This is a genomic window from Bacillus sp. SRB3LM, assembly GCF_015712745.1.
Classification (GTDB): domain Bacteria; phylum Bacillota; class Bacilli; order Bacillales; family Bacillaceae_G; genus Bacillus_A; species Bacillus_A thuringiensis_K.
In genome coordinates this window covers 93,960-117,124 of record NZ_VWVQ01000103.1, presented here as the reverse complement: position 1 = coordinate 117,124, position 23,165 = coordinate 93,960, and the positions used below count along the sequence as shown (strand labels likewise).

Genomic DNA, 23,165 nt, shown 5'->3' with positions numbered 1-23,165 from the left:
TTAAGATGGCATGTGTTTTTAAATTGGTTAAATATGTTAATGTTGAGATATGATGTTTTTTGGAAAAGGAGAAATTGATGGAGGAGTTTGTGTATTTACGTCCTGTTTTTAAAAGTATTTTAGCAGCGTCTATTCTTGTTATGCTAATCGTTTCAACGCAGAAGAAAGAGCTAATTAATGAATTTTCGCTTTGGTTTATTTCGATATTGTGTATCGGTGTTTCGGCGATAACACTCTTTATGATTGGCTTTATTGTTGATGAGTATAATTTGGCTGGAGATCCACAATCGTTTTGTATGTTTATTGCGATTGGTTGTATTAGTGGCCTGAATTTCATTATTTATTACAGAAGGCAATAAAAGAGGCATTCCATATTACTTTGGAATGCCTTTATCATTTTGATTGCTTTGTTTTTTATACAGGTACCAGCCACCCCAGCCGCCACCAATTGCTACGACAACGAGGAAAGCATAGTCCTTAACCTCGACATGTATATTGAAAATATTAGCTATAAGTAAGAGAATCCCAACTGTTATTAACGCAAAAAATGCTCTAATTAAGTAGTCTTTCAACTGAACCACTCCCGTCATTTAAGTAGTAAATGATGAATTTGGAAAAGCTTTTTGGGTCTATGATACTAAAGGGTGTTTCCTATATTTTAACATAGATGAGATTGTAATATATTGATAAAAGTAGGGGAGAGGGGTGTGTTAATATTGTCGTGATTTGTCGATAAGTCGATATAATTGAAAAATCGCTGATATATTGGAGGGAATCGCCGATATAATTGGATAATCGCTGATATATTGGAAAAATCGCTGATATAAATTTCATGTACCAGCATGCGCGATAATTCCATGGAAAAAAGCGACTCTGAACGAGCCGCTTCCGCTTTTAATGATATCCAGCTCCAGCGGCTAGAACAGTCGGTTGTTTCACTCCTTCATTCGAGGCAAAAAGCGCCTCGTAATCAGGAGTTCCAACACCCTCCTGTTCTAAGCGAGCCGCTTCTGCTTTAAAGTAATATCCAGCTCCGGTAGCTAGAATGTTCGGTGGCTTCGCTTTTTCCTGCGAGGCAAAGAGCGCCTCTACGTCAAAAGCTCCATCCCCCTCACATTCTGAGCAAGCTACCTCCGCTTTTAGATGATATCCAGCTCCAGCGGCTAGAATCTCCGGTCATTTCGCTCTCTCGCTCGAAGCAAAAAGCGCTTCAAGGTCGAGAGCTTGAAGTGCCCTGCGATTCTGAGCAAGCCGCTTCCGCTTTTAATTATTATTGATTCAAGAACGCACGTAGCATCCAAGCGTGTTTTTCTAGTTCTGTGTAGATGCCTAGTAGTAGGTCAGATGTCATTTCATCATCAGAGTCTTGAGCGATTTCCATGCCTTTTTTTAGTTCGACTAGCATCATTTCGTAGTCTTTCATGATTGCTTCGACCATCCCTTCTGCAGTTTCTCCGTATGCTGCTTCTTGAATAGAAGATAGTTCTAAGTATTCTTTCATTGTTGCTACTGGTTTGCCGCCAATTGCTAAAATACGTTCTGCAATTTCATCGATATGAGTAGCTGATTCTGTGTAAAGTTCTTCGAATTTCTCGTGTAATGTGAAGAATTGAGGTCCTTTTACGTACCAATGGAAGTTGTGAAGTTTTGTGAATAAAACGCTCCAGTCTGCTACTTGTTTGTTTAATACTTCGATTACTTGTTTGTTCATTATGATCAATCTCCTTTTGAGTTGTTATGTGATATCAATTGCTAATTTATAATTATTATAATCTAGTAATCTCTATAAATCAACCCTTTTGCTGGAATTAAATTGAACAAATTATAAACTGGTGTAAATAAAAATCCCTATTACTGTGGAGTAATAGGGATTTTGTTTAATATATAGCTCTTGTTCTAAACGAGCCGCTTCCGCTTTTATTTGTTAAACAGCCTTTTGTTTTTCTTCTACATCCTGTCCATCCCAGCACTCTGTATTCTTTAAGCCAGGGATAGAGTTTGCAACGAAGACAGGATCTTTTCCTTGCTTCTTTTGCTTCAAATAGTCTACTAATGCAGCGTAAGCAAATTTGCTAAGGAATGAGATGGCAATTAAGTTTGTGAATACCATTAGTCCCATGAATAAATCAGCTAAACTCCAAACTGTTTTAAGAGCAGCAATTGATCCGAAGAATACCATTCCAACAACTGCAACACGATAAATCATTAACCATGTTTTGCTTTCTTTAATGAATGCAATATTTGTTTCACCGTAATAGTAGTTTCCTAGAAGTGAACTGAAAGCGAATAGGAAAATAATAATCGCTAAGAAAGTGCTTGCCCACGGTCCAATTTGTGAACTTAATGCGTTTTGTGTTAATTCGATACCTTCTAAATTTGATCCTTTGTAAAGTCCAGAACATAATACGATAAATGCTGTTGATGTACATACTAAGAATGTATCTACGAAAACGCCTAACGCTTGAACAAGTCCTTGTTTTACAGGGTGAGATACATCAGATGTTGCGGCTGCATTAGGAGAACTACCCATTCCTGCTTCTGTCGCGAATAAACCGCGCTGAATTCCGAACTTGATTGCTGCTCCAATACCACCAGCGATGGCTTGGTCTAAACCGAATGCACCGTTAAAGATTTCCATAAAAATGCTTGGTAACATACTGAAGTTGTTAATAACGACAAAAATAGCCACGCCGATATAAACGATTGCCATTGGCGGAACAATCATTTCTGTAATACGTGAAATGCTCTTAATACCACCAAAAATAATGACTGCAACTAATAAGGCTAATAGAGCTCCTACGATCGTTCGCTCTAGTCCAAAAGCATTTTCAAACGCTATTGTTACTGTATTCGCTTGTACTGAATTGAAAATTAATCCGTACGCAACTGTAATAAGAAGTGAGAACCAAACACCCATCCAACGTTTGTTTAATCCTTTTTCCATGTAATATGCCGGCCCACCACGGAACCTGCTACCATCTTTTACTTTATAAATTTGCGCGAGCGTACATTCTACGAAACTAGTAGCTGCTCCGATAATTGCGATAAACCACATCCAAAATATTGCGCCAGGTCCACCCATTGAAATTGCTAATGCTACACCGGCTAAGTTTCCGATACCGATACGTGCTGCTGCACTTAAGCAAAATGCTTGGAATGGGGAGATGCTATCTTTCTTTTTTTCCTTTCGATTAAACCCTTTACTAATTAAGCTGACCATTTCACTGAAATGAGTAATTTGGACAAATTTTAATTTAAAAGAGAAGTAAAGACCGAAGCCGATTAGCATTGCAATAAGAATATATGACCATAAAATATTATTCGTTACCTCAAGGAATCTGCTAAAGATATCAACCATATAATACACTTCCTTTTTTTCGTAATAAGAAAATTATATGCAAAAAATATACGAGAATCAATTTTTCTAAAAAACATGTTACTTAAATCATTTTTGTGTTATGATTATGTTACATAATAATATTTTTAGAATTATTTACATTTTAAAAAACTAAATTTAAAGCGAGAAGGTGGGGGTAATTTGAAAGAAGATTCTTTATTGAAAGTAAGCCTTGAGAGTTTGAAAATGAGAAGTAATATATTCTTTATCATTACATCTTTAAGTATCTTTTTAGGGTCCACTTATTATTACAATAAAAGATTTCCAAATCACAAATATCCTGAGTGGTTAGAATTTCTAAAGCTGATTGGATGAATAAAAGACAGAAAAACAGAAAATTAAAATAAATAAGTTATGGAGGATCTAAAAATGAATATTAGAGAAAGTGAACTTCCGGGTATTGGTTATAAGTTTCAAATCGTTACGAAAGGTAACGAAAAGATGGTAATTGTTATTCATGATGATGGACGTAGAGAAATGTATCATTTTGATTCAGACCATGAAGAAAGCATCTCAAGTATTTCACTACGTGACTCAGAGGCAAGACAAATTGCAGCAATATTAGGTGGAATGGTATATAAGCCTAGGGCGTTAGAAAATGTTGAGATGGTTTTTGAAGGTTTAGCAATTGAGTGGTTTAAAGTAGAGAATACAGCTCCAGCAATCGGAAAAACAATTGGCGATCTTGAAATAAGAAAAACATATAGCGTAACGATAATCGCAGTTATGAAGAAGAACATGAAGAAGCTATTTAATCCAGGACCAGAAACAGTAATTGAAGAAGGAGATATGCTTGTAGTTTCAGGTGAGAGAGAAGAAATTAAAAAAATCATTAATGAATTACTTTCAAATAGGGGGGACTGATTAGATGGATACGTTAATTTTTGAAGTTGGTACAGCTTTAGTTTTAGTGGCAATTGCAGCAGTAATTGCTGGAAAATTTAAGTTCTCAGTAATTCCTTTTCTAATCGTTCTTGGAATGTTAGTAGGACCGCATGCACCGACAATAGGTGTTATCAATCTCAAATTTATTGAAAGTGCAAGTGTAATTTCCTTCCTTGGACGAATTGGGGTTCTATTCCTTCTATTCTATCTAGGATTAGAATTTTCAATGAAAAAACTTATTAAATCTGGACGCTCTATTGCGATTGGCGGAACGATTTATATTTTAATTAACTTTTCACTTGGTTTGTTATACGGATTTATAATGGGATTCCCATTACTAGAAATCTTAATTATAGCGGGTATTATTACGATTTCTTCTAGCGCTATCGTTGCTAAAGTGTTAGTGGACTTAAGAAGAACTGGTAATAATGAAACCGAATTAATTTTAGGAATTATTATGTTTGAAGATATATTCCTTGCTGTATATTTATCAGTTGTTTCTGGTTTAGTACTAGGGGATCACGCTTCCTTCTTAGGTGCCCTTACTTCAATTGGAATTGCTTTAGGATATATGCTTCTATTCTTTATAGTAGCTAGAAAGGCTACGCCGTTATTAAATAAATTGCTCAATATTAGCTCAGATGAAATCTTTATTATTGTAGTATTTGCTTCTTTATTCTTCATTGCTGGTTTTTCAGAAACAATTCACGTTGCAGAAGCAATTGGAGCACTTCTTCTAGGATTAGTTTTCTCTGAGACAGAGCATAGTGACCGAATTGAACATCTTGTTGTTCCATTTAGAGACTTTTTCGGAGCTATTTTCTTCTTCAGCTTCGGGTTAAGTATTGATCCGTTCTCATTAGGCGGAGCGATATGGTTAACGTTAGGCGCTGTCCTTCTTACGATAATCGGTAACTTTGTAGCAGGAATGATCGCGGGAAGACAAGCTGGATTATCTCATAAAGCATCAACAAATATCGGATTAACAATCGTTTCAAGAGGAGAGTTCTCCATCATTATGGCTAATATCGGTATCGCCGGTGGCTTAATGTCAGTACTGAAACCATTCTCAGCACTATACGTGCTTATACTATCCATTTTAGGCCCACTTCTGACAAAAGAGTCGAAGAATGTATATAAATTCTTAAATAAAATCTTTAAGTGGGATACGAAAGCTACAAAAATTTAAAATTTAGAAGAACCTATGCTGATATAGGTTCTTTTTATTGTCATTTTTTTAGGGTAAGAGAATACGTTTAATATTTACCATATTGTGGCATACATATAGAAAAAGGGTGCTTGGAAAGGGGAATAAAGAGAAATGGAACTCCAGTTTCAAAATGTATATCAACAGGTAGAGAATTGGTATGTGTTGGATTCGGAGCTTCCTTGGGATGTCAAAAAGCTAAGAGAGGATTTATTTTCTCTTATTGAAGTATGTAAAACGCCCGTTATTTTTTGTGATACGTGTGATGCAAACGATGTGCTTCTATCATTAGGGGAAGAGGAAGAAGAGTTTCTATTCCCAGTAGGTGGTTTTTATCATAAAGAAAAACAATTAATTTTCGTTTGTATGTGGGAAGAGTATGAGCAAGTTCTCAAAACGCTACTGCATGAATTTCGCCATGCGATGCAGCATAAGAGAGATATATTGTATGTGGGAAGTGAACGGTACGAAGAGCGATGGATTGAAAAAGATGCGAGGAAGTTCGCGGAGAGGAAATTGGATGAATATAAGAGTAGAAAGTTAATGTAAAGCATAGTGGAGAAATAGCGCTGTGCTTTCCTTATACTTATTAAAAATAAGTATTTGACTTTAATTAAGTTTAGTTCTAAACTAATGATATGAAACGAGCGAGGTGATGAAATGAAAACAGAGGATAGACTAGGACTACTATTATGGTTTCGTTTGTCACGTTTTTATAATAAGAGTATTCGTGAGACGAATCAGCACTTAAAAAAATGGAATGTATCTGCCGCCCAGTTTGATGTGTTAGCTCAAGTTGGAGGACATGATCGTTTAACGCAGCAAGAACTTGGAAATAAGCTATTTGTTACGAAAGGAAATGTAACGCAGCTTTTAAATAAAATGGAGCAGCTTGAGTGGATTTTGCGTGAACAAGAGGGTACTACGAAATATATTTCTTTAACAGAAAAGGGAAGAGCTTTATATGAGGAAATCGTCCCACCTCAAGAAACGTTCCAAGCAGAGAAGTTTCATAATTTAAATATAGAGGAACAAAAGCAATTATTAAAACTACTAAAAAAGTTACAGTAAGAAAAAATTTTAGAATAAATCTCGAATTCGAGATAGTATGAGGTGAAGGATATGTTTAGAAAAGTTGATCATAAAAATATGGGCAGAGCAAATCATGGTTGGTTAAATACACATTTTCATTTTTCTTTTGCCAATTACTATAATCCAAATAATATGAACTTCGGAGCGTTACGTGTTATTAATGATGATCTAGTAGCGGCGCAAACTGGTTTTGATATGCATCCACATCGTGATATGGAGATTATTTCTTACGTTGTAGATGGTGCTTTAACACATGAAGACAGCATGGGAAATCGCGGAACGATTGAGCGTGGACATGTTCAATATATGAGTGCTGGTACGGGTGTATTTCATAGCGAGCATAATTTAGGCGATGAAACGCTGCGTTTATTACAAATTTGGATTTTACCAGACCGTGCAGATCATAAACCAAACTACGGTGAGTTTAAATTTGATTGGAGCAAGCGTGAAAATGAATGGTTCCATATGGTGTCTTCAGTAGAAGGAAATGCACCAATTCAAATTCACCAAGATGCGAATTTATATTCTTTATCATTAGAGGCTGGAAAAGAAATTCATTTTCCAGTGAAAGAAGGCCGTCAATTGTACCTTGTACAAATTGAAGGAAGCAGTGTAATAAATGGTGAAACATTTGTTATGCGGGATGCAGCAGAATCTGTAGGAGAAGATATTCACATTCAAGCGAAAGAGCAATCACACTATTTAGCAATTGAATTGAAAAAACAATAAAATGCGTAAAAAAAGAGGACATCCTATCGGATGTCCTCTTTTTTTGATTGGAATTGTCTGAAAAATGTTTCTCAAATTTTCGGTAGAGGTATGAGCTGTAAAAATCAGAATTGTATAAAAGTGTCAAAAATCTTTATGGGAATGGGGAATGTTATAGTGAAAAAGCAAGTCATTTCATCAGCATTAGCGTTAACTGTTATCGCCGGGGGATTTGGAGCGTTTGGGGCAACGACAACGAAAGCGGAAGAACAAAAAATTCAATATCATCAAGAATTTAAAACACCTGCATACATAGGTGAAGAATGGAAAGCACCGGAAGGACTAGATAAAAAAGAGACGGTCTTTCAATACTTAGAGAGTAAGAAAGATATGTTTAAATTAGCAGGAAATATTGAAAAGCATTTTAATATCGTTGGAGAAGAAAAAGACGCTGAATCTGATACGACACATGTGAAGCTAGTTGAGAAACATAATAACATCCCTGTGTACGGTTCTGATCAAACTGTTACACTTGATAAAGAGAACAATGTAAAAGCATTCTTCGGACAAGTTATTCCGAATTTAGATGATAAAAATATTCCTGCATCTGCAAGCATTAGTGCGGAACAAGCAGAAACAATTGCAAAGGCAGATATTGAGAAAGAAATTGGTAAAGTAAAGAGTTATGACGGTGTGAAAAAAGATTTATTTGTATATGAAAAGGACGGTAATTACTACCTTGCATACTTAGTTAAGGCATCGATTTCAAAACCAGCTCCAGGATATTGGCATTATTTTGTTGATGCAACGAATGGAAATGTTATTGAGAAATATAACGCTGTAGATAACATTACTGGATTTGGTTACGGAGTATTAGGTGCTAGACAATCATTTGAAATTGCTCAAGATACGAAAACAGGACAATTCAACTTGTTTGATGGTAAACGAGGACAAGGTGTTCACACATTTGATGCAGAAAATATGGACGAGAACTGGTTTAATTTATTCTCACAAATTCTTGGATATACAGGAGAAGAAGTTGAAAGTAAATCTAAGTTCTTCGAAGATAAAGCTGCAGTTGATGCGCATGTAAATGCAGGAAAAGTATATGATTACTACAAAAAGACATTTAATCGTAACTCTTTCGATGATAAAGGTGCGAAGCTTATTTCAACTGTTCACGTAGGGGAGAGCTGGAATAACGCAGCTTGGAATGGTGTGCAAATGATGTATGGTGATGGCGATGGAAAAACATTCATTCCATTATCTGCTGGACTTGATGTTATCGGTCACGAATTAACGCATGCTGTAACTGAACATACAGCAAACCTTGTTTACAAAAATGAGTCAGGGGCGTTAAATGAATCGTTATCTGATATTATGGGTGTTATGGTTGAGAAGAAGAGCTGGGATTTAGGTGCTGACATTTATACACCTGATAAACCTGGTGATGCGCTTCGCTCTCTTAAAGACCCAGCGTCTATTCCAAACCCATTAAAACCAAGTGAAGGTTACCCAGATCACTATAGTAAACGTTATACTGGAACAGCTGATAATGGCGGCGTTCATATTAACAGCAGTATTAACAATAAAGCTGCATACTTAGTATCTGAAGGCGGAGATCATTACGGCGTGAAAGTAACTGGAGTGGGCCGTGAAGCGACAGAAAAAATTTACTACCGTGCTCTTACGAAATATTTAACTGCAAACTCTGACTTCAAAATGATGCGTCAAGCTGCTCTTCAGTCAGCTGAAGATTTATATGGTAAAAACTCTAAAGCTGTACAAGCTGTAACGAAAGCTTATGATGCAGTAGGTGTAAAATAATAAGAGAAAAGACCTGACATCCTAGTCAGGTCTTTTCTTTATCCCGCTATCCGTAAATGATGAAATTTTCACTTTATTTAGTCGCGAATACCTAATGCGATTTTCGCCATACGTGACATACGTTCTTTCGACCAGGGCGGATTCCAAACGACATTAACTTCTATTTCATTAACTTCAGGTACGTTCGTTGATAATACTTTTTTAACGTCTGATACGATTTGCCCAGCCATTGGACAACCGATAGAAGTCATAGTCATCGTAATGACAGCATTATTATTTTCATCTGCTGTAACATCATACACTAATCCAAGATTAACGATATCAACACCTAGTTCAGGGTCAATAACAGCTTCTAAATTGGCAAATAATTTATTTTCAAATGCTTCTTGTGACATAAGCAGCCCCTCCTACACTTTAATGATATCGATTCTCATTATAACGGAAATGAGCATAATGTGCAGGAAATGAGCTCAAAAAAATATCCCTCTTCGCAAGAGGGGTATTTTTTGAACATCTATTCTGTTTTAAAATGAGATACGAGTTGATCTAACTCTTCAACTGTTTGTTTCATTTTTCCAGCAGTTACTGCCATTTCATTCATAACAATAACTTTCTGTTCAGCAGATTGTGCCGTTGCGGCAGTTTCGCTCGATACTTCAGTAGAGATAGAAGCGATGTTATTAAGTGAAGCGTTCATTTCTTCAGCACTTGCAGCCATTTCTTCAGCAGTTGCTGATATATCTTGCATTTGAGTAGATACTTTATTTACTTGTTCTACAATTGTTGTGAAAGAAGTACCAGCTTCACGAATAACATTGATACCTTCAAATGCTTCAGAACGGCCTTGAGACATCATAGAGCTAGCAGTTTCTGTATCATTTTGAATTTGATGTAGTAATTGATTAATGTCTGTTGCAGCTGTTTTAGATTGTTCAGCAAGTTTTCGAACTTCGTCAGCTACGACAGCAAATCCTTTTCCTTGCTCGCCAGCACGAGCTGCCTCAATAGAAGCATTTAAAGCAAGTAAGTTTGTTTGCTCAGCAATATTAGAAATAGATTGTACAGCAGTATCAATATATTTCGTATGAGTGATTAGACGTTCAACCACTTCTGACGTAGCATTTACAGCTTCATGTATCGTTGTCATTTGTGAAACAGATTTTTGGATAACGGTACTTCCATCGCTAGCATGTTCAGATGTGGCAACAGCAAGTTCCGCTACAGATGAAGCAGATTCAGCAATACGCTGAACACTTACTGCCATATCGTCCATTGCAGTTGAACTTTCTTCCATACTAGAAGTTTGTGATTGAATACTTGCATTTAAGTTGGACATCGAGCTTTGGACTCTTAATGTCGCCTCACGTGATGTATTCGTTTTTTCTAGCATATTTTCAGAAGCGGTTTGTACTTCCACTGATGTTTTTTGAACACGATTAATGATATGTTGTAGGTTTTCTAACATTTTATTAAATGATGTTGCGATAGCACCTATTTCATCGTTGCTATTTACTTGTAGACGTGCCGTTAAGTCACCTTCTTGAGAGGCTAATTCTTTTAGTTTCGTGTCAATTTGTTGAATTGGTTTCACCAGTTTACCAGAGAACCACCATGCAAGAATAATTGCAACGATAATACATACAACAAGTGATAAGAAAATAACATATTCGATTAAGAGTGCAGATTGATCAATTTTTTCAATAGATTGTTCACGTAATTTAGCTTGTTCATTACTGTAGTTTGTGAAGTCACCAATTACTTTATAGACAGTTCCGTTTTCTGAAGAAGCTACTTGTAAAGCTTCTTCCCATTTTTGTTCTTTTGCAAGAGTGAATACTTTTTCTTCAACGAACTTTCTCCAAGTAGACCCTAATTCCATTGTGCTTTTTACGGACGAAGAAAGATTTGGATTAGAAAGAAGTTTATCTTTTGAATCCTCAAGACGTTTACTCATCTCATTAAACTTGTCTAATTCGACTTGATCATGTTGTAGTAAATAACCTCTTAAAGCAGAGAGCTGTACTTGATAAGCGTCTCCACGTTCTTTCAATTCTGTTGCCAGTGGAGAAATTTCTTTTTGTAATGTTTCAGCTTTACGAGATTGATCAATAGCAAAAAATAAAATAAAAGCTAAGGCGATACCAAATAAAGCACAAATCGTTCCCATCATGAACATAAGTTTTTTTCTGATACTTACAAAATTCATATGATTAAAAGCCTCCTTTGTGAAATCTTAGTATTAGAATTAATAAATGTAAAAAATTGAAAGAAAGCTTTACTCCGGTTGGAATAAAGCTTTCTTATTTCCTTTAGGAATTATAGCAGACGGAATGAGAGATAGAAAGAGATATTTTAAAGTGAAAAAAGAGAGACTGTAAAACTTTCTTTCCTATACCTTTGAGCTCGTGTCATTTTCACTTTAAGCGTTTGTTTTGAAATGAGAGACGAGAACTTCAAGTTCTTGTACGATTGTTTTCATTTCAGATGATTTTTTAGCCACGATACTCATTTTGTTTACTTGATCACCAGCCGAATGTGCGGTTTGTGATGTTTCTGCAGCAACTTCGTTTGAAATAGAAGCGATATTATTTAAAGCTGCGTTCATTTCTTCAGAGCTTGCAGCCATCTCTTCAGCAGTTGCAGACATTTCTTGCATTTGCGTAGAGACTTTGTTAATGTGGTTAACAATTTCTGAGAATGAAGATCCGGCAGTACGAATAACAGTAATTCCTTCAGAAGCTTCTGCTTGACCTTGTGTCATCATGTCATTTGCTATTTTTGTATCGGCTTGAATTTGATGCAGTAAATGGTTAATGTCAGTTGCGGCTAGTTGAGATTGTTCAGCAAGTTTTCGAACTTCATCGGCAACAACAGCGAATCCTTTTCCGTGTTCACCAGCACGAGCTGCTTCAATAGAAGCATTTAAAGCGAGTAAATTTGTTTGGTCGGCGATATTCGAAATAGATTGAAGTGCAGTATCTATATGATTTGTATGTGTAATGAGTCGCTCAACTACTTGTGATGTAGCGTTAACAGCTTCGTTAATTGTATGCATTTGTGTAATAGATTTCTCAATGACTTTATTCCCATCATCTGCTTTTTCTGACGTTGTGACAGCTAAACTAGTAACAGAAGAGGCGGACTCAGCGATACGCTGAACACTCGTTGCCATGTCATCCATCGCGGTTGAACTTTCTTCAATGCTAGAAACTTGTGAACGAATATTGTGTTCAAGAGCATTCATAGTTTCTTGGGTTCTTGCGGTATTTTCCATAGAAGCGGTTGTTTCGATAAATACATTTTCGGAAGCTTCTTTTACACTTGTTGATGTTTGTTGAACTTGTTTTATTATATGCTGTAAGTTAGTGAGCATTTGATTAAAGGAATTTGCAATGTCACCAATTTCATCTTTACTTGTTACGTGTAATCTAGCCGTTAAATCTCCATCTTGAGAAGCTAATTCTTTTAACTTCTCATCAATTTGTCGAATTGGTTTAACGAGTTTACCAGAGAACCACCATGCTAATAAGATAGACGTTAATGTACATGCAATGAGTGAGAAGAAAATAATATATTGAATAAGTGATGAAGAAGACTCGACGTCAGCAATTAATGCGTCACGTTTCTCATTTTCTTCATTTGTATATTTATTAAAACGACCTAAAAGATCATTTACATAATCTGTTTGTGCTAAAGCAATTTTAGATGCTTCGTCCCATTTTCCTTCACGCGCAAGAGGGAGTACCTCATTATCTATGACGCTACGCCATTTTCCCCCCATTAAAATAGCTTCTTTCATTCCTTCTGGGAGCTTCTTGTCACTTGTTACTTTCTCTCTAGTATCAGCTAATTTTTTCCCTTCTCGGTTGAACTTATCTAATCCTTTTTGATCATGTGATAGTAAATATTCTTGTAAACCAGCAACTTGTGCTTGGAACCAATCGCCACGTTCTTTTAAAATCGTCGCTCTTTTTGATACATCATTTTTTAACGTTTCGATTTCACTTGCTTGATTCATGGCGAATGAAAGAATAACAATAAGAGCAATGCTAAATAAAGAAGAAATGCTTAAGAGTGTGAACAGTAGTTTTTTTCGAATACTAACATATTTCATCGTTACCCCTACCCTCATTTAAACTATTTATTATGATTTATAGATTTTTAAAACGAAATTAATAAAAACATTATTATGAAGTTATTAATCTGTTCAATGAAAATTATAGCAGATAATGGAAGGAGTCAGATTGGTATTAGAAAAAGTTCTTAAAATGTATACATTTGCATATCATAAAATTCATAAATAAATATTAGAAATGCTATTGAAATTTGAAATGACATCATGTATACTTCTAATTAGTTGATAACGATTATCAATATCAACTAAAAACATTACTCTTCGTTATGTTGGTCATACCCCTTTTTGACGACGTAAGTCAGAGACGAAATGTTGAAATATCTTGTGTCCTATTCTACAGAATTATGGTAATCTCCAACCTCAACTTATATGCGTGAGCATGCAAAAAGGATCCTATCCGTGAAGGGATCCTTTTTTGCATGCTGTCGCAATTATTGTATATAGACCAGGGATACGTTCTTCGATTCCTTCTGGTGCAGTAGAAGGGAAGACCCATCTTTGATGGGGCCCATGTTCTTCAACTAGTTTTTCAATTTTAAAACGTTCTTCCGCAAGTGTTGTAATGATTTCTCCTAGCGTCCAGCGACGGATGGTTGTTTTAGGTAACGATTCTTTCTGTGGTTCTGTAAGAAGGATGCTATAAGCAACATCATCTTCAATTAATTCTTCATCAAAATAATTTCCATTGGCCTGAAATGATGGGTGGTTGACTCCTAATAATTTCGTGTAAACAGGATGATAGTCACGAAGGATAAGCATTCCATCTCGCTTAAGTAAAGTAGCAATTTTTTGAAAGAGTGGTTTTAAATCTAGAAAGTAATGAAGTACACCAAGCTCCAGCAATACGATATCAAATGATTTGGAGAGATTTACATCTAGTACATCAGAAACGATGTAATGAATAGAGACGTCTGCGGCGGCAGCAAGTTCATTTGCATATTTTGCATTACTCGCTGAAATATCAACAACTGTTACGTCAGCTCCTAAAAGGGCGAGAGCAACACCTTTATTTCCTTTTGAGCCGAGTAAATTAATAATACATTTTCCTTTTGGAGATTGTATGTAAGGTAAATAATGTGCTACCTCGCGCGTGGGATCTTCCATAATTTTTTTCGCATAACCCTCCGGCGCCCCATGGCGATTCGTCCAAGCTTCATAGGCAGCTGCATTCCAGCTTTTTTCATTTATAGTGCTTAGTTGTTTTTGGTTCAATGTTATCACTCCTTTTGTGAACGTATAGGTATTCGGTGAGAGGATGGGATTTCCTTTTCTTTCTGGATAAAAGTTTGATTTTTCTGTGATTAAGTCGTACAATACTTGTTATACGTAAAAGCGTTGAAAAGGAAAAGTAGGATGAACACATTCTTTCCAGAGAGCTTCGGTAGCTGAGAAGAAGCAAGAATATTCATTTGAACAATGGCCTTTGAGCTTCGTCCTGAACTTATCAAATGATAATAGTAGGCGGCGACGAGAGTTGGTACTCGTTATCAAAACCACAGTATAAGAGCATAGAGCTCCGTACTTGTTAAGGCTAATTATGTGAGTAATTAGCGAAATAAGGTGGTACCGCGACTGTTTATACAGCCCCGCCCTTATCTTTTTTAAGATAAGGGCGGGGCTTTTTATATTTTAAAGGAGGAATATAAGATGAGTATTTTTATTGGAGGCGCTTGGCCGTATGCAAATGGTTCGTTACACCTTGGCCATATTGCAAGTTTATTACCAGGAGATATTTTAGCGCGTTATTATAGGGCAAAAGGTGAGAATGTGTTGTATGTTTCAGGGAGTGATTGTAATGGAACACCGATTGCAATTAGGGCAAAACAAGAAGGTGTGACAGCGAAAGAAATTGCTAATAAGTATCATGAAGAATTCCAGAGATGTTTTCATGACCTAGGTTTTACGTATGATTGCTATACACATACCGCTAGCGAGCATCATCATGAAACGGTTCAAAATGTTTTTTTACGTTTATTAGAAGAAGGCTATATTTATAAAAAAACAGTGGAACAAGCATATTGTGAAACGTGTACGCAATTTTTACCGGATCGTTATGTAGAAGGAATATGTCCGCATTGTCATGAAGCAGCAAGAGGAGATCAATGCGATGCGTGTTCAGCTATTTTAGATCCACTCGATTTGTTAGAAAAGAAATGTAAGTTATGTGGTAGTACACCATCTGTACAGGAAACAGAGCATTTCTATTTCGCGTTGCATACATTTCAGGAGCAAATTAAAAGGGCTGTAGAAATTGCCAAACAAACAGGGACATGGCGCGACAATGCGATTCAACTAACAGAGAGATATGTAAAGGAAGGATTACTAGATAGGGCCGTATCACGTGATTTACCAATTGGGGTACCAATTCCAGTAGAAGGGTATGAAGATAAGAAAATTTACGTATGGATTGAAGCAGTGACAGGCTATTATTCAGCGAGTAAACATTGGGCTGAAAAAACAGGGAAAGATGATCAAGAGTTTTGGGATAGCGAAGCGAAAACATATTATGTGCACGGAAAGGATAATATTCCGTTTCATTCCGTCATTTGGCCAGCGGTATTACTTGGAATAGGGGAAGGAGCAAGCCCGCGTCATATCGTTTCGAATGAATATTTAACAGTTGAAAAAAGAAAATTATCTACAAGTAAAAACTGGGCAGTATGGGTGCCTGACATATTAGAACGCTATGATCCAGATTCTATTCGTTACTTTTTAACCGTCAATGCACCAGAAAATCGCGATACTGATTTTTCATGGCGGGAATTTATTTACAGTCATAATAGTGAATTATTAGGTGCATAAGGGAACTTTGTGAACCGGACATTAAAGTTTATTGAAAAATATTATGGTGGTATCGTGCCGAAGGGAAGTATTGAGGTAGAGCTGAAAGATAAAGTAGAAGGATTATATAAATATGTAGGAGAGGCGATTGAGCAAACTCAATTTAAGGTGGCGTTAGAGACAATATTTGATGCAGTCCGTTTTGCAAATAAATATTTTGATGAAAAGCAGCCTTGGAAACAACGAGAAGATGATCCAGTTTCGTGTGAAGAAATGATTTATAACTGTGTGTATCTTATCGCTAATTTTGCAAATCTCCTTGAACCGTTTTTACCATTTTCAAGTGAAAGGGTTAGAAACACATTATCGATTGTGAAACGAAATTGGGAACCGCAAAATACGTTGCCAAGTAGAATTGATAGCGTGCAGCCATTATTTGAGCGAATCGATGTAAAACAAATTGAGCATGAGATAGAGAAGCTGTATGTAGCGGCAAAATGAGATAGAGAAAAAGACCTTTCAAGTAAATGAAAGGTCTTTTGTTATGCAGTATGATTCTCTTTCTTATCTTTCAAAAAGAAAAGTACAGCAAGGATTACAAGAATAATAGCTGCAATATCATACGTTATTTTAAATGTAGTATTAAAGTTTAAGTACTCTACGAAAGGAGTTTTCACTGCTCCTGCATATATACAAACGGGAATGAGAAGTAAATCGTAAAATTTCTTTTCTTTCATATATCTTATTAGGAAGAAGATACACATAATAGCAAAAAATACGATGCTTAAAATAGTCATTTATACCTCCAGATAAATTCTGCATTTTTTTCAAGCGCTATGCACGCGATTATGTTTCCTTGCTTTCCTAGCTGTAAGCAGCTGGGGAGTGAAAATCCCAATCAATATAAAAATAATTCCAATCCACTGCATGAATGTTACGACTTCATGTACAAGTGTAATAGAAGCGATAATAGCAGTTGGTAATTCAGCTGCACCTAATATTGTACCGAGTCCTGTTCCAACCTTTGGTACACCGATTGAAAAACAAATGACAGGTACAACAACGCCGAATAATCCGAGGAAGAAAGCATATTTCCATAGACCAGCTTGCAGGGCACCATCTATTAAAAAGGTCGGCGGGAAGAATAGGCATACGATAAGAGTTGCACTTGTTGTCATAAGAAAGCTTTTCGTATAAGGGGGAACATCGGTAGCAACGCGTCCGCTTGCAAAAACATAGAATGAAAAAGAGACAGCAGCTAATAGTCCAAATATAATCCCTTTCGTAGAAAAACTTTGTCCGAGGCCCTCAAATATACCACCTGCAAACAATGTACCAGCAAATAAAATAAGGATAGATATGATCTTATCGCGGCTTGGAAATGTTCGATTTGCAATTGCTTCGATAATGACACCAATCCAAGTGAACTGAAAGAGTAGGACGACAGCGATAGATGCGGGTAGCTCTTCTACAGAAATAGCGTAGAAAATTCCAGTCATACTCATTGTTGTTCCGACGGTTAGTAATGAAAAGAATTGTTTTTTTGTTACTTTATGACGTGAAAAGAAAAGAACGAGTAGAAATAGTCCAATCCATCCGAAGACATATTGTCCCCCTAATAGTTGATGTGCTGAAAATCCACTTAGGAATCCGAGTTTGAAAATAGTTGAAAGTATGCCGTAGCTGCAAGCACCAAATAAAACGAGCAAGGAATATTTAAACTTCTCCATAAAAAATCCTCCTTTTAAGTAATAAAAAACGCCCGCTATCCAAATAAGGATAACGGGCGAACGAAACAGAGTAAGACACTCTACAAAATTCCGCCACTCACACATAAAGTATGAGTTTGGGGTATGTAATTATAGTGAATGCTACATTGCTTTTGGGAATACAATGGAGCATTTTACACCTTGAGCTGTGTTTTGTATTCCGTAAGGAAATTGATGTTTATCTAATATTTGTTTCACGATATATAATCCAAGACCGCTACCTTGTACTAAACCGTGTTTATCAGGGTTTGCACGATAGAAAGGCTCAAATAAATGAGCAAGTTTATCTTCATCAATTTGCGAACCTGTATTTAATACTTCTAATGCATAACCGTTTGGTTTTTCATAAAGTTTTACATATACATGCTGATGGTCAATTGTGTAATGAATTGCATTTGAAATAATGTTAAAAATAGCAGTTTGAATAAATTTAGGATCAGCTAAAATTTGTACGTCGTGTTTAATATTAGATTGTACATTTAATTGTTTTACAGATACAAAGTAATCTACTTTCTTCATAACATCCTCAATAATATTAGATAAAGAAATGACTTCTAAATTCGGTTTAAATTGAGGGTTTTGTATTTTGGATAATTCCGACATTTTTTCCGTTAATATGTTAATATCTTGCATCATTTCATAGGAACGTTTTAAATATTTATCTCTATCTTTATAAGCTCCAATTCCGTGAATCATGCCATCTAGTTGTCCCATAACGGCTGCGATTGGTGTTTTTAATTCATGGGATACCATAGACATAAATTCTTTACGAGATTGCTCTAATTGTTGTTCCTTTTTGAGCTCATTTCTTAAATCTTGATTGCTTGCATGTAAATTCTTCACAATATTTGGTACTTGTGAAGCGGCTACTTGCAAATTAAAATCTGTTTGATCTGTATTTTTGTTAAGTAGTTTTTTATCTGAGAAATCAAGATTCATAATATCTTTTAAAGCATCGCTCATATATTGAAAAGGTTTGGCAATTAGTTTTGTATAAATTAAAGATCCGAGTAGTGATAATGCAAGCATTGTCGCGCCAATATGTGGAGCTAATTGCTGCAACGCATCTGCTAACTTTGGATTATCATTTATATCATTTATTTTACTTGCTGCATTTTGTGTATGTAAGGCATCATTATTAGCAGCTTTCTTTTCTGCTTCTATAGGCAGATTAGAAGTGCTATTTTTCCCCGAAAGATTTTGTGTATGTTCTTTTGCCTTTGCAGTTTGGCTAGGCTGCAAAAGGTGATTGATAGCCGTAGAAAGAGATTTATAATCTATAATAGAAGATTGGAAATTAGAAATGCTCCCCTTTGATACAGCTTTATTTTGCGTCGTTTTACTTTCGTCGTTTTGCTTATCTGAATCGGCCTGTTCTGTAGTCGGCGTTCCATTTTCTTTTGCAAAACGTTCTTTATCGTAGTTTGAAGCTAGAAAGTAAATCATTTGATAAAGACAAAGTGATAAAAGAATACAAAATAATAAGGTTTTGATGAAAATATTTTTGGTGATGTTGTCTTTGCTACGATTCGATTTTGTAGCCAATGCCTTTCACCGTTTTAATATAAGGAATTCCTAATTTTTTTCTTAAGTTTTTAATATGTGTATCTATAACTCTTACATCACCATAATGTTCATAGCCCCATACCTTATTCAACAAATCACTTCTTGATAATACTTTTCCTCGATTTTGCAGTAAAGTATAAATAATTTCAAATTCTTTTGTTGTCAATTCAATTTGATTACCATGAACATAAGCTGCATATGCTGTAGAGTTTAACATCAATTCATGGAATTGTAGTATAGTTGCAGCTTCTGCTTCCTTCGTTGCTGCCCTTCTTAATACAGCCTCTACACGCTTAATAAATACAGTGTAATGGAACGGTTTCGTAATATAGTCATCAATACCTAATTCAAATCCTTTAATTTCACTTTCTTCATTATGTAAGCCTGTTAACATAATGATTGGTACATCAGATTGTCCTCGCATAATTTTACAAATACTATAGCCATCTATATCTGGTAACATTACATCGAGGAGGACAAGATCGTATGAATTTTTTTGGAAAAGAAGAATACCTTCTGTTCCAGCACCAACTACATCAACGGTAAAGTTTTGTGCCATTAGAAATTCACGAATAAGTTCTTGTATATCTGGGTTGTCTTCAATCACCAGTATATGCGTCATAGTAACACCTCCTAAATAACGCTTTTTACTGCAATATTCGAATTCATCATTTTTCGAGTGACTCAGATTGTTTATACATATAATAAGCCCCCGCTATAAAATAATCATGAAGGTAGCAAGGGGAATAGTTTAGTGTTACTGAATAGTTCAGAATTACAGTAGTTCTATTATAGTATGTATTATAAAATTTATAAAATATTATAACTGTATAATTTTAATATCTACGTTTATCAATGTTTAGACATTAGCTAATCAAATCTATTCCTATTATATATGTAAATACAGTTGTTTTGCTACTGTAAATGAATAAATAAAATAAGCCAAGACATAAAATTCTTGGCTACACATAAATCTTGTTTTTAGGCTATTTTACAGTGACGGTAGCTTGCTGCTGAACGCGCTCAAATAACCAGTGTATATCATTGTTATACATACGAATACAACCAAGTGTTGTCCATTTGCCGATTGCTTGATTATTGTTAGTTCCGTGAATCGCATAAGTTGTTCCGTAAGTTCCTGCCATATTTAATCCAAGCCAACGGTCACCAAGTGGATTACGTGGATCGCCGCCTTTAATTTTGCCTGTATAATAAGGGCGGTTTTTAATTTTATTTACGATTTGAAAAGTGCCTTTAGGTGTAGGTGTTGCTGCTTTTCCAGTAGCGACAGTAAAACTTTTTATAAATTTTCCATCCTGATAATAATCCATTTTATTTAACTGAGTATCTACGATTAATTGATCTTTCGTTGTAGCTGCCTCTGTGCTAGCGAATGGAAGAGTTAAAAATCCTAATGATAATAGTGCGCTTAATAATAATTTTTTCATTGTTATTCTCCTTTTACTATCGTAATAGTCTTACATACAATGAAGTTGTAATCCTCGTAATGCTTTATTTACATTTTCATCTAATGTTTCAAAGAATGTAGTGATTTTGCTGTTATGTTTGTTGTTATCAATAAGTAATCTTTCATTTAATAAAAGCTCACCACGTAGTCCAAAACTTTGAACTTGAATATTTAGCTCATCTTCATTTTCAGAAATGATTGGTAAGAAATAGTGAAAAGCTTTTGTTGGAATGATGTAGCTTTTGCCAATCATGCTTTCTTGATTTGAATTAATCCATTTTTTCGTGACAATTTTAATATTCTTTTTTGAAACGATAAAAGATAGTGTTGTAGATTTTGTTAAACTTACGTCAAATTCACTTGTTTCACATATTTGTAAATTAAAAACGGTTTCATTTTGATGAGATTCAACATTTGTATTAATAAAATCGTGCATTTTATATGCTTCCATTTCGTATTCACCCTTTTTTCAATTTCGAAAAACGACTTATATTTATTCAAATTAATGCTTAGTCATATATTGGTTAAATTTTTCAACAAATTCCGATATAATCTTACAATACGTATATGAAGCTAATATGAAGTTAGCATGAGTTTGTGATGGTTTTTTATTGAGAACAAAATAAGAGAGGTTTTTTAGTGCTAAAAAATGGATGAAATCTGCATGTTATTAATGTACCTTTTCGCTATTTCGACTTAAAAAATGATTTTTACTATTTAATAAAGAACGAAAATCATTAGTGTGACCCTTACAAAAATGTAATAAAAATGTAAGCTATTGTGATAGTTATTTCGACAATTTTTTTATACAATAATAGTAAGAAGTTGTACGTGACTGAAAGGAGAGATGACATGGAATGGATTCATGAATTATTTCAGCAATACGGGTACTATGTTGTACTTGTCGGCTTGCTGTTAGAATATATTGCACTTCCGTTTCCGGGAGAGCCAACATTAGCATATGCGGGATTTTTAGCACATAAGGGTGATTTAAGTTTACCGATTTTAATTATTCTATCCTTTATTGGGACAAGTGTAGGAATGACGATTCAATACTTTTTAGGAAATAAATTAGGTATGCCTTTCATTCAAAAGTATGGAAAATACGTATTTTTAACACAAAGAAAAATTGACTTAACGAGAATGTGGTTTGATAAGTATGGGTACTTCTTAATTTTTATTGGTTTCTTTATTCCTGGTGTACGTCATTTCACAGGATACTTTGCAGGAATTATTAACTTACCATTCCGTCGTTTTGCCATTACAATTTACTCAGGTGCTCTATTTTGGGTATCATTCTTCTTAATTGGTGGTTACTGGTTAGGTGGCAACTTACATGATATTTTTGGGGCGCTAGAAGGTCACATCGGTAAAATCATTTTTGGGGTGATTGTGATTGTAGCGGTTACGTTAGGTATTCGTTTCCGTAAGCAGTTAAAACGAGTATTACTACAAAACGCAAGTTAATATGAAATCCATTCTATGTCAAAATTTTGAAAGGCAGTGCAGACGCACTGCCTTTTTTATTTTATGTTCCAGTTTATTTTTAATTTTCCTTTTAACTGGTGTCCGCTAACTATAATGTAGTAAGTTCCGGTCTTAATTGCTGCGAAATGGTATGTATTAGGGCCGACTGAAGCTAAATAATTTTCTTCCTCTTGAAACTCACTAGCCATTTTTACGTCTCCCATGTAGCCATCTGGATTTTCAGCTTGTGATTCAATGGTGAATTCTAATATGTCACCTCGTTTTAGCTCAATGGGGACTTTATGTTCACCACTAAAATGTTGAAAAGATGCTTCGAAAGAGTTATCTGTTATTGTTTCGACCCATTGCTCTTTTGATGTTCCAACCTTTTCTAAATCAATAAAGTTGATTGTGATAAATATAATAAGCATAATGCCTGGGACGACATATTGTATCCACTTAAATTTTGTTGCTATAACTATACATAAATAGAAAAAAAGAGAACATAATGCTCCAATTGATCCGAGGTACAAGAACTGTGTTAGACTAGCTTCTTTAAATATTAGGAAGGGAAGAAAAAATAAATAGCCGCAAAAAATATAAAGGAATAATGTCTTTAGTCTTGTATGTGTTTTTAATTTCAATTTATCGATGCAAATAGAACAAAAAATTGCATATGCAGCAAGAATAGGAACGAAGGGAACATATAGTAGTTCGCGTAATCCAGTTAAGAAACTATATAGTGTTGGTTGACTAGTTGTTAAGAGAAGCGTGCTAATAAGTAATAATAACAAGAAAGCTGCTGTAAGCTTAGTAAGAATGTAAGAAAAGGTAGATGTTTTCTTCATATGGAATCTCCTTTG

General features: G+C 35.2%; 22 protein-coding genes, 1 pseudogene and 1 other annotated feature. Of the genes and pseudogenes, 9 read left to right on the top strand and 14 right to left on the bottom strand.

Going from position 1 to position 23,165, the window contains the following annotated elements:
- Window positions 1-77 precede the first annotated feature (77 nt).
- Complete coding sequence (locus F3I02_RS27840) at window positions 78-359, top strand: hypothetical protein (protein WP_000390916.1); 282 nt, start codon at window positions 78-80, stop codon at window positions 357-359.
- Window positions 360-374: 15 nt separating this feature from the next.
- Here the strand turns inward: F3I02_RS27840 and F3I02_RS27835 are convergent, their stop codons facing one another.
- From F3I02_RS27835 to F3I02_RS27825, 3 genes are all read right to left on the bottom strand, one after another.
- Complete coding sequence (locus F3I02_RS27835; protein ID WP_000656310.1) at window positions 375-572, bottom strand: hypothetical protein; 198 nt, start codon at window positions 570-572, stop codon at window positions 375-377.
- 698 nt (window positions 573-1,270) lie between these two features.
- Window positions 1,271-1,711, bottom strand: a complete 441-nt coding sequence (locus F3I02_RS27830; RefSeq protein WP_001041895.1) for a Dps family protein — start codon at window positions 1,709-1,711, stop codon at window positions 1,271-1,273.
- 213 nt (window positions 1,712-1,924) lie between these two features.
- A complete protein-coding gene (locus F3I02_RS27825; protein ID WP_000227591.1) occupies window positions 1,925-3,358 on the bottom strand; it encodes an alanine/glycine:cation symporter family protein in 1,434 nt (477 codons plus the stop codon).
- A 408-nt stretch (window positions 3,359-3,766) separates the two neighbouring features.
- Here F3I02_RS27825 and F3I02_RS27820 point away from each other — a divergent pair, with 408 nt between their 5' ends.
- From F3I02_RS27820 to nprB, 6 genes are all read left to right on the top strand, one after another.
- On the top strand, window positions 3,767-4,261 hold the full coding sequence (locus F3I02_RS27820) for a cation:proton antiporter regulatory subunit (RefSeq protein WP_001026075.1): 495 nt from the start codon (window positions 3,767-3,769) through the stop codon (window positions 4,259-4,261).
- A 4-nt stretch (window positions 4,262-4,265) separates the two neighbouring features.
- The gene (locus tag F3I02_RS27815; protein WP_000380229.1) at window positions 4,266-5,471 is read left to right on the top strand and encodes a cation:proton antiporter; all 1,206 of its coding nucleotides are present in this window, start codon (window positions 4,266-4,268) and stop codon (window positions 5,469-5,471) included.
- A gap of 132 nt (window positions 5,472-5,603) precedes the next feature.
- Entirely contained in the window at window positions 5,604-6,038 is a 435-nt protein-coding gene (locus tag F3I02_RS27810) for a DUF3920 family protein (protein WP_000422801.1), read from the top strand.
- A gap of 111 nt (window positions 6,039-6,149) precedes the next feature.
- Window positions 6,150-6,560 (top strand): MarR family winged helix-turn-helix transcriptional regulator, encoded by a 411-nt coding sequence (locus tag F3I02_RS27805; protein ID WP_000845479.1) that lies wholly within the window; start codon window positions 6,150-6,152, stop codon window positions 6,558-6,560.
- 51 nt (window positions 6,561-6,611) lie between these two features.
- Window positions 6,612-7,310: a pirin family protein gene (locus F3I02_RS27800; protein WP_000488930.1), complete on the top strand. Its 699-nt coding sequence runs from the start codon at window positions 6,612-6,614 to the stop codon at window positions 7,308-7,310.
- A 156-nt stretch (window positions 7,311-7,466) separates the two neighbouring features.
- The gene (gene nprB / locus F3I02_RS27795; protein ID WP_000745128.1) at window positions 7,467-9,116 is read left to right on the top strand and encodes a neutral protease NprB; all 1,650 of its coding nucleotides are present in this window, start codon (window positions 7,467-7,469) and stop codon (window positions 9,114-9,116) included.
- 77 nt (window positions 9,117-9,193) lie between these two features.
- On the opposite strand, the gene F3I02_RS27790 is transcribed toward nprB, so the two are convergent.
- The 4 genes from F3I02_RS27790 to F3I02_RS27775 all read right to left on the bottom strand — a co-directional run bounded on the left by F3I02_RS27790 (window position 9,194) and on the right by F3I02_RS27775 (window position 14,463).
- The gene (locus tag F3I02_RS27790; RefSeq protein ID WP_000076418.1) at window positions 9,194-9,511 is read right to left on the bottom strand and encodes a metal-sulfur cluster assembly factor; all 318 of its coding nucleotides are present in this window, start codon (window positions 9,509-9,511) and stop codon (window positions 9,194-9,196) included.
- Window positions 9,512-9,630: 119 nt separating this feature from the next.
- Window positions 9,631-11,322, bottom strand: a complete 1,692-nt coding sequence (locus F3I02_RS27785; RefSeq protein ID WP_196478643.1) for a methyl-accepting chemotaxis protein — start codon at window positions 11,320-11,322, stop codon at window positions 9,631-9,633.
- A gap of 213 nt (window positions 11,323-11,535) precedes the next feature.
- Window positions 11,536-13,230: a methyl-accepting chemotaxis protein gene (locus tag F3I02_RS27780; RefSeq protein WP_000878439.1), complete on the bottom strand. Its 1,695-nt coding sequence runs from the start codon at window positions 13,228-13,230 to the stop codon at window positions 11,536-11,538.
- Window positions 13,231-13,644: 414 nt separating this feature from the next.
- Entirely contained in the window at window positions 13,645-14,463 is an 819-nt protein-coding gene (locus F3I02_RS27775) for a class I SAM-dependent methyltransferase (protein ID WP_001072236.1), read from the bottom strand.
- Between the two features lie 114 nt (window positions 14,464-14,577).
- Window positions 14,578-14,848: a binding site (T-box leader), on the top strand.
- A 50-nt stretch (window positions 14,849-14,898) separates the two neighbouring features.
- Here F3I02_RS27775 and metG point away from each other — a divergent pair.
- Window positions 14,899-16,533, top strand: a pseudogene (gene metG / locus F3I02_RS27770) (methionine--tRNA ligase).
- A gap of 41 nt (window positions 16,534-16,574) precedes the next feature.
- Here metG and F3I02_RS27765 read toward each other — a convergent pair.
- The 6 genes from F3I02_RS27765 to F3I02_RS27740 all read right to left on the bottom strand — a co-directional run bounded on the left by F3I02_RS27765 (window position 16,575) and on the right by F3I02_RS27740 (window position 21,286).
- Window positions 16,575-16,829: a hypothetical protein gene (locus tag F3I02_RS27765; protein ID WP_000154129.1), complete on the bottom strand. Its 255-nt coding sequence runs from the start codon at window positions 16,827-16,829 to the stop codon at window positions 16,575-16,577.
- A 30-nt stretch (window positions 16,830-16,859) separates the two neighbouring features.
- Entirely contained in the window at window positions 16,860-17,762 is a 903-nt protein-coding gene (locus F3I02_RS27760; RefSeq protein WP_163050639.1) for an EamA family transporter, read from the bottom strand.
- A 141-nt stretch (window positions 17,763-17,903) separates the two neighbouring features.
- Window positions 17,904-19,346, bottom strand: coding sequence for a sensor histidine kinase (locus F3I02_RS27755; protein WP_163050640.1), 1,443 nt, complete (start codon window positions 19,344-19,346; stop codon window positions 17,904-17,906).
- Window positions 19,324-19,989, bottom strand: a complete 666-nt coding sequence (locus F3I02_RS27750) for a response regulator transcription factor (RefSeq protein WP_000148833.1) — start codon at window positions 19,987-19,989, stop codon at window positions 19,324-19,326. Before F3I02_RS27750 ends, F3I02_RS27755 begins: the two co-directional genes overlap by 23 nt.
- A gap of 364 nt (window positions 19,990-20,353) precedes the next feature.
- Entirely contained in the window at window positions 20,354-20,815 is a 462-nt protein-coding gene (locus F3I02_RS27745; protein WP_000735062.1) for a L,D-transpeptidase, read from the bottom strand.
- 30 nt (window positions 20,816-20,845) lie between these two features.
- Window positions 20,846-21,286: a DUF3978 family protein gene (locus F3I02_RS27740; protein ID WP_000388768.1), complete on the bottom strand. Its 441-nt coding sequence runs from the start codon at window positions 21,284-21,286 to the stop codon at window positions 20,846-20,848.
- A 401-nt stretch (window positions 21,287-21,687) separates the two neighbouring features.
- Here F3I02_RS27740 and F3I02_RS27735 point away from each other — a divergent pair, with 401 nt between their 5' ends.
- A complete protein-coding gene (locus F3I02_RS27735) occupies window positions 21,688-22,302 on the top strand; it encodes a DedA family protein (protein WP_000454751.1) in 615 nt (204 codons plus the stop codon).
- Between the two features lie 56 nt (window positions 22,303-22,358).
- On the opposite strand, the gene F3I02_RS27730 is transcribed toward F3I02_RS27735, so the two are convergent.
- A complete protein-coding gene (locus F3I02_RS27730; RefSeq protein WP_000753815.1) occupies window positions 22,359-23,150 on the bottom strand; it encodes a hypothetical protein in 792 nt (263 codons plus the stop codon).
- Window positions 23,151-23,165: the final 15 nt, after the last annotated feature.

Bases quoted from the DNA above. Each gene is read 5' to 3' on its own strand.
- F3I02_RS27840 (WP_000390916.1), top strand. From the start codon at position 78: ATGGAGGAGTTTGTGTATTTACGTCCTGTTTTTAAAAGTATTTTAGCA.
- F3I02_RS27830 (WP_001041895.1), bottom strand. From the start codon at position 1,711: ATGAACAAACAAGTAATCGAAGTATTAAACAAACAAGTAGCAGACTGG.
- F3I02_RS27825 (WP_000227591.1), bottom strand. From the start codon at position 3,358: ATGGTTGATATCTTTAGCAGATTCCTTGAGGTAACGAATAATATTTTA.
- F3I02_RS27820 (WP_001026075.1), top strand. From the start codon at position 3,767: ATGAATATTAGAGAAAGTGAACTTCCGGGTATTGGTTATAAGTTTCAA.
- F3I02_RS27815 (WP_000380229.1), top strand. From the start codon at position 4,266: ATGGATACGTTAATTTTTGAAGTTGGTACAGCTTTAGTTTTAGTGGCA.
- F3I02_RS27810 (WP_000422801.1), top strand. From the start codon at position 5,604: ATGGAACTCCAGTTTCAAAATGTATATCAACAGGTAGAGAATTGGTAT.
- F3I02_RS27805 (WP_000845479.1), top strand. From the start codon at position 6,150: ATGAAAACAGAGGATAGACTAGGACTACTATTATGGTTTCGTTTGTCA.
- F3I02_RS27800 (WP_000488930.1), top strand. From the start codon at position 6,612: ATGTTTAGAAAAGTTGATCATAAAAATATGGGCAGAGCAAATCATGGT.
- F3I02_RS27790 (WP_000076418.1), bottom strand. From the start codon at position 9,511: ATGTCACAAGAAGCATTTGAAAATAAATTATTTGCCAATTTAGAAGCT.
- F3I02_RS27785 (WP_196478643.1), bottom strand. From the start codon at position 11,322: ATGAATTTTGTAAGTATCAGAAAAAAACTTATGTTCATGATGGGAACG.
- F3I02_RS27780 (WP_000878439.1), bottom strand. From the start codon at position 13,230: ATGAAATATGTTAGTATTCGAAAAAAACTACTGTTCACACTCTTAAGC.
- F3I02_RS27765 (WP_000154129.1), bottom strand. From the start codon at position 16,829: ATGACTATTTTAAGCATCGTATTTTTTGCTATTATGTGTATCTTCTTC.
- F3I02_RS27760 (WP_163050639.1), bottom strand. From the start codon at position 17,762: ATGGAGAAGTTTAAATATTCCTTGCTCGTTTTATTTGGTGCTTGCAGC.
- F3I02_RS27750 (WP_000148833.1), bottom strand. From the start codon at position 19,989: ATGACGCATATACTGGTGATTGAAGACAACCCAGATATACAAGAACTT.
- F3I02_RS27745 (WP_000735062.1), bottom strand. From the start codon at position 20,815: ATGAAAAAATTATTATTAAGCGCACTATTATCATTAGGATTTTTAACT.
- F3I02_RS27740 (WP_000388768.1), bottom strand. From the start codon at position 21,286: ATGGAAGCATATAAAATGCACGATTTTATTAATACAAATGTTGAATCT.
- F3I02_RS27735 (WP_000454751.1), top strand. From the start codon at position 21,688: ATGGAATGGATTCATGAATTATTTCAGCAATACGGGTACTATGTTGTA.
- F3I02_RS27730 (WP_000753815.1), bottom strand. From the start codon at position 23,150: ATGAAGAAAACATCTACCTTTTCTTACATTCTTACTAAGCTTACAGCA.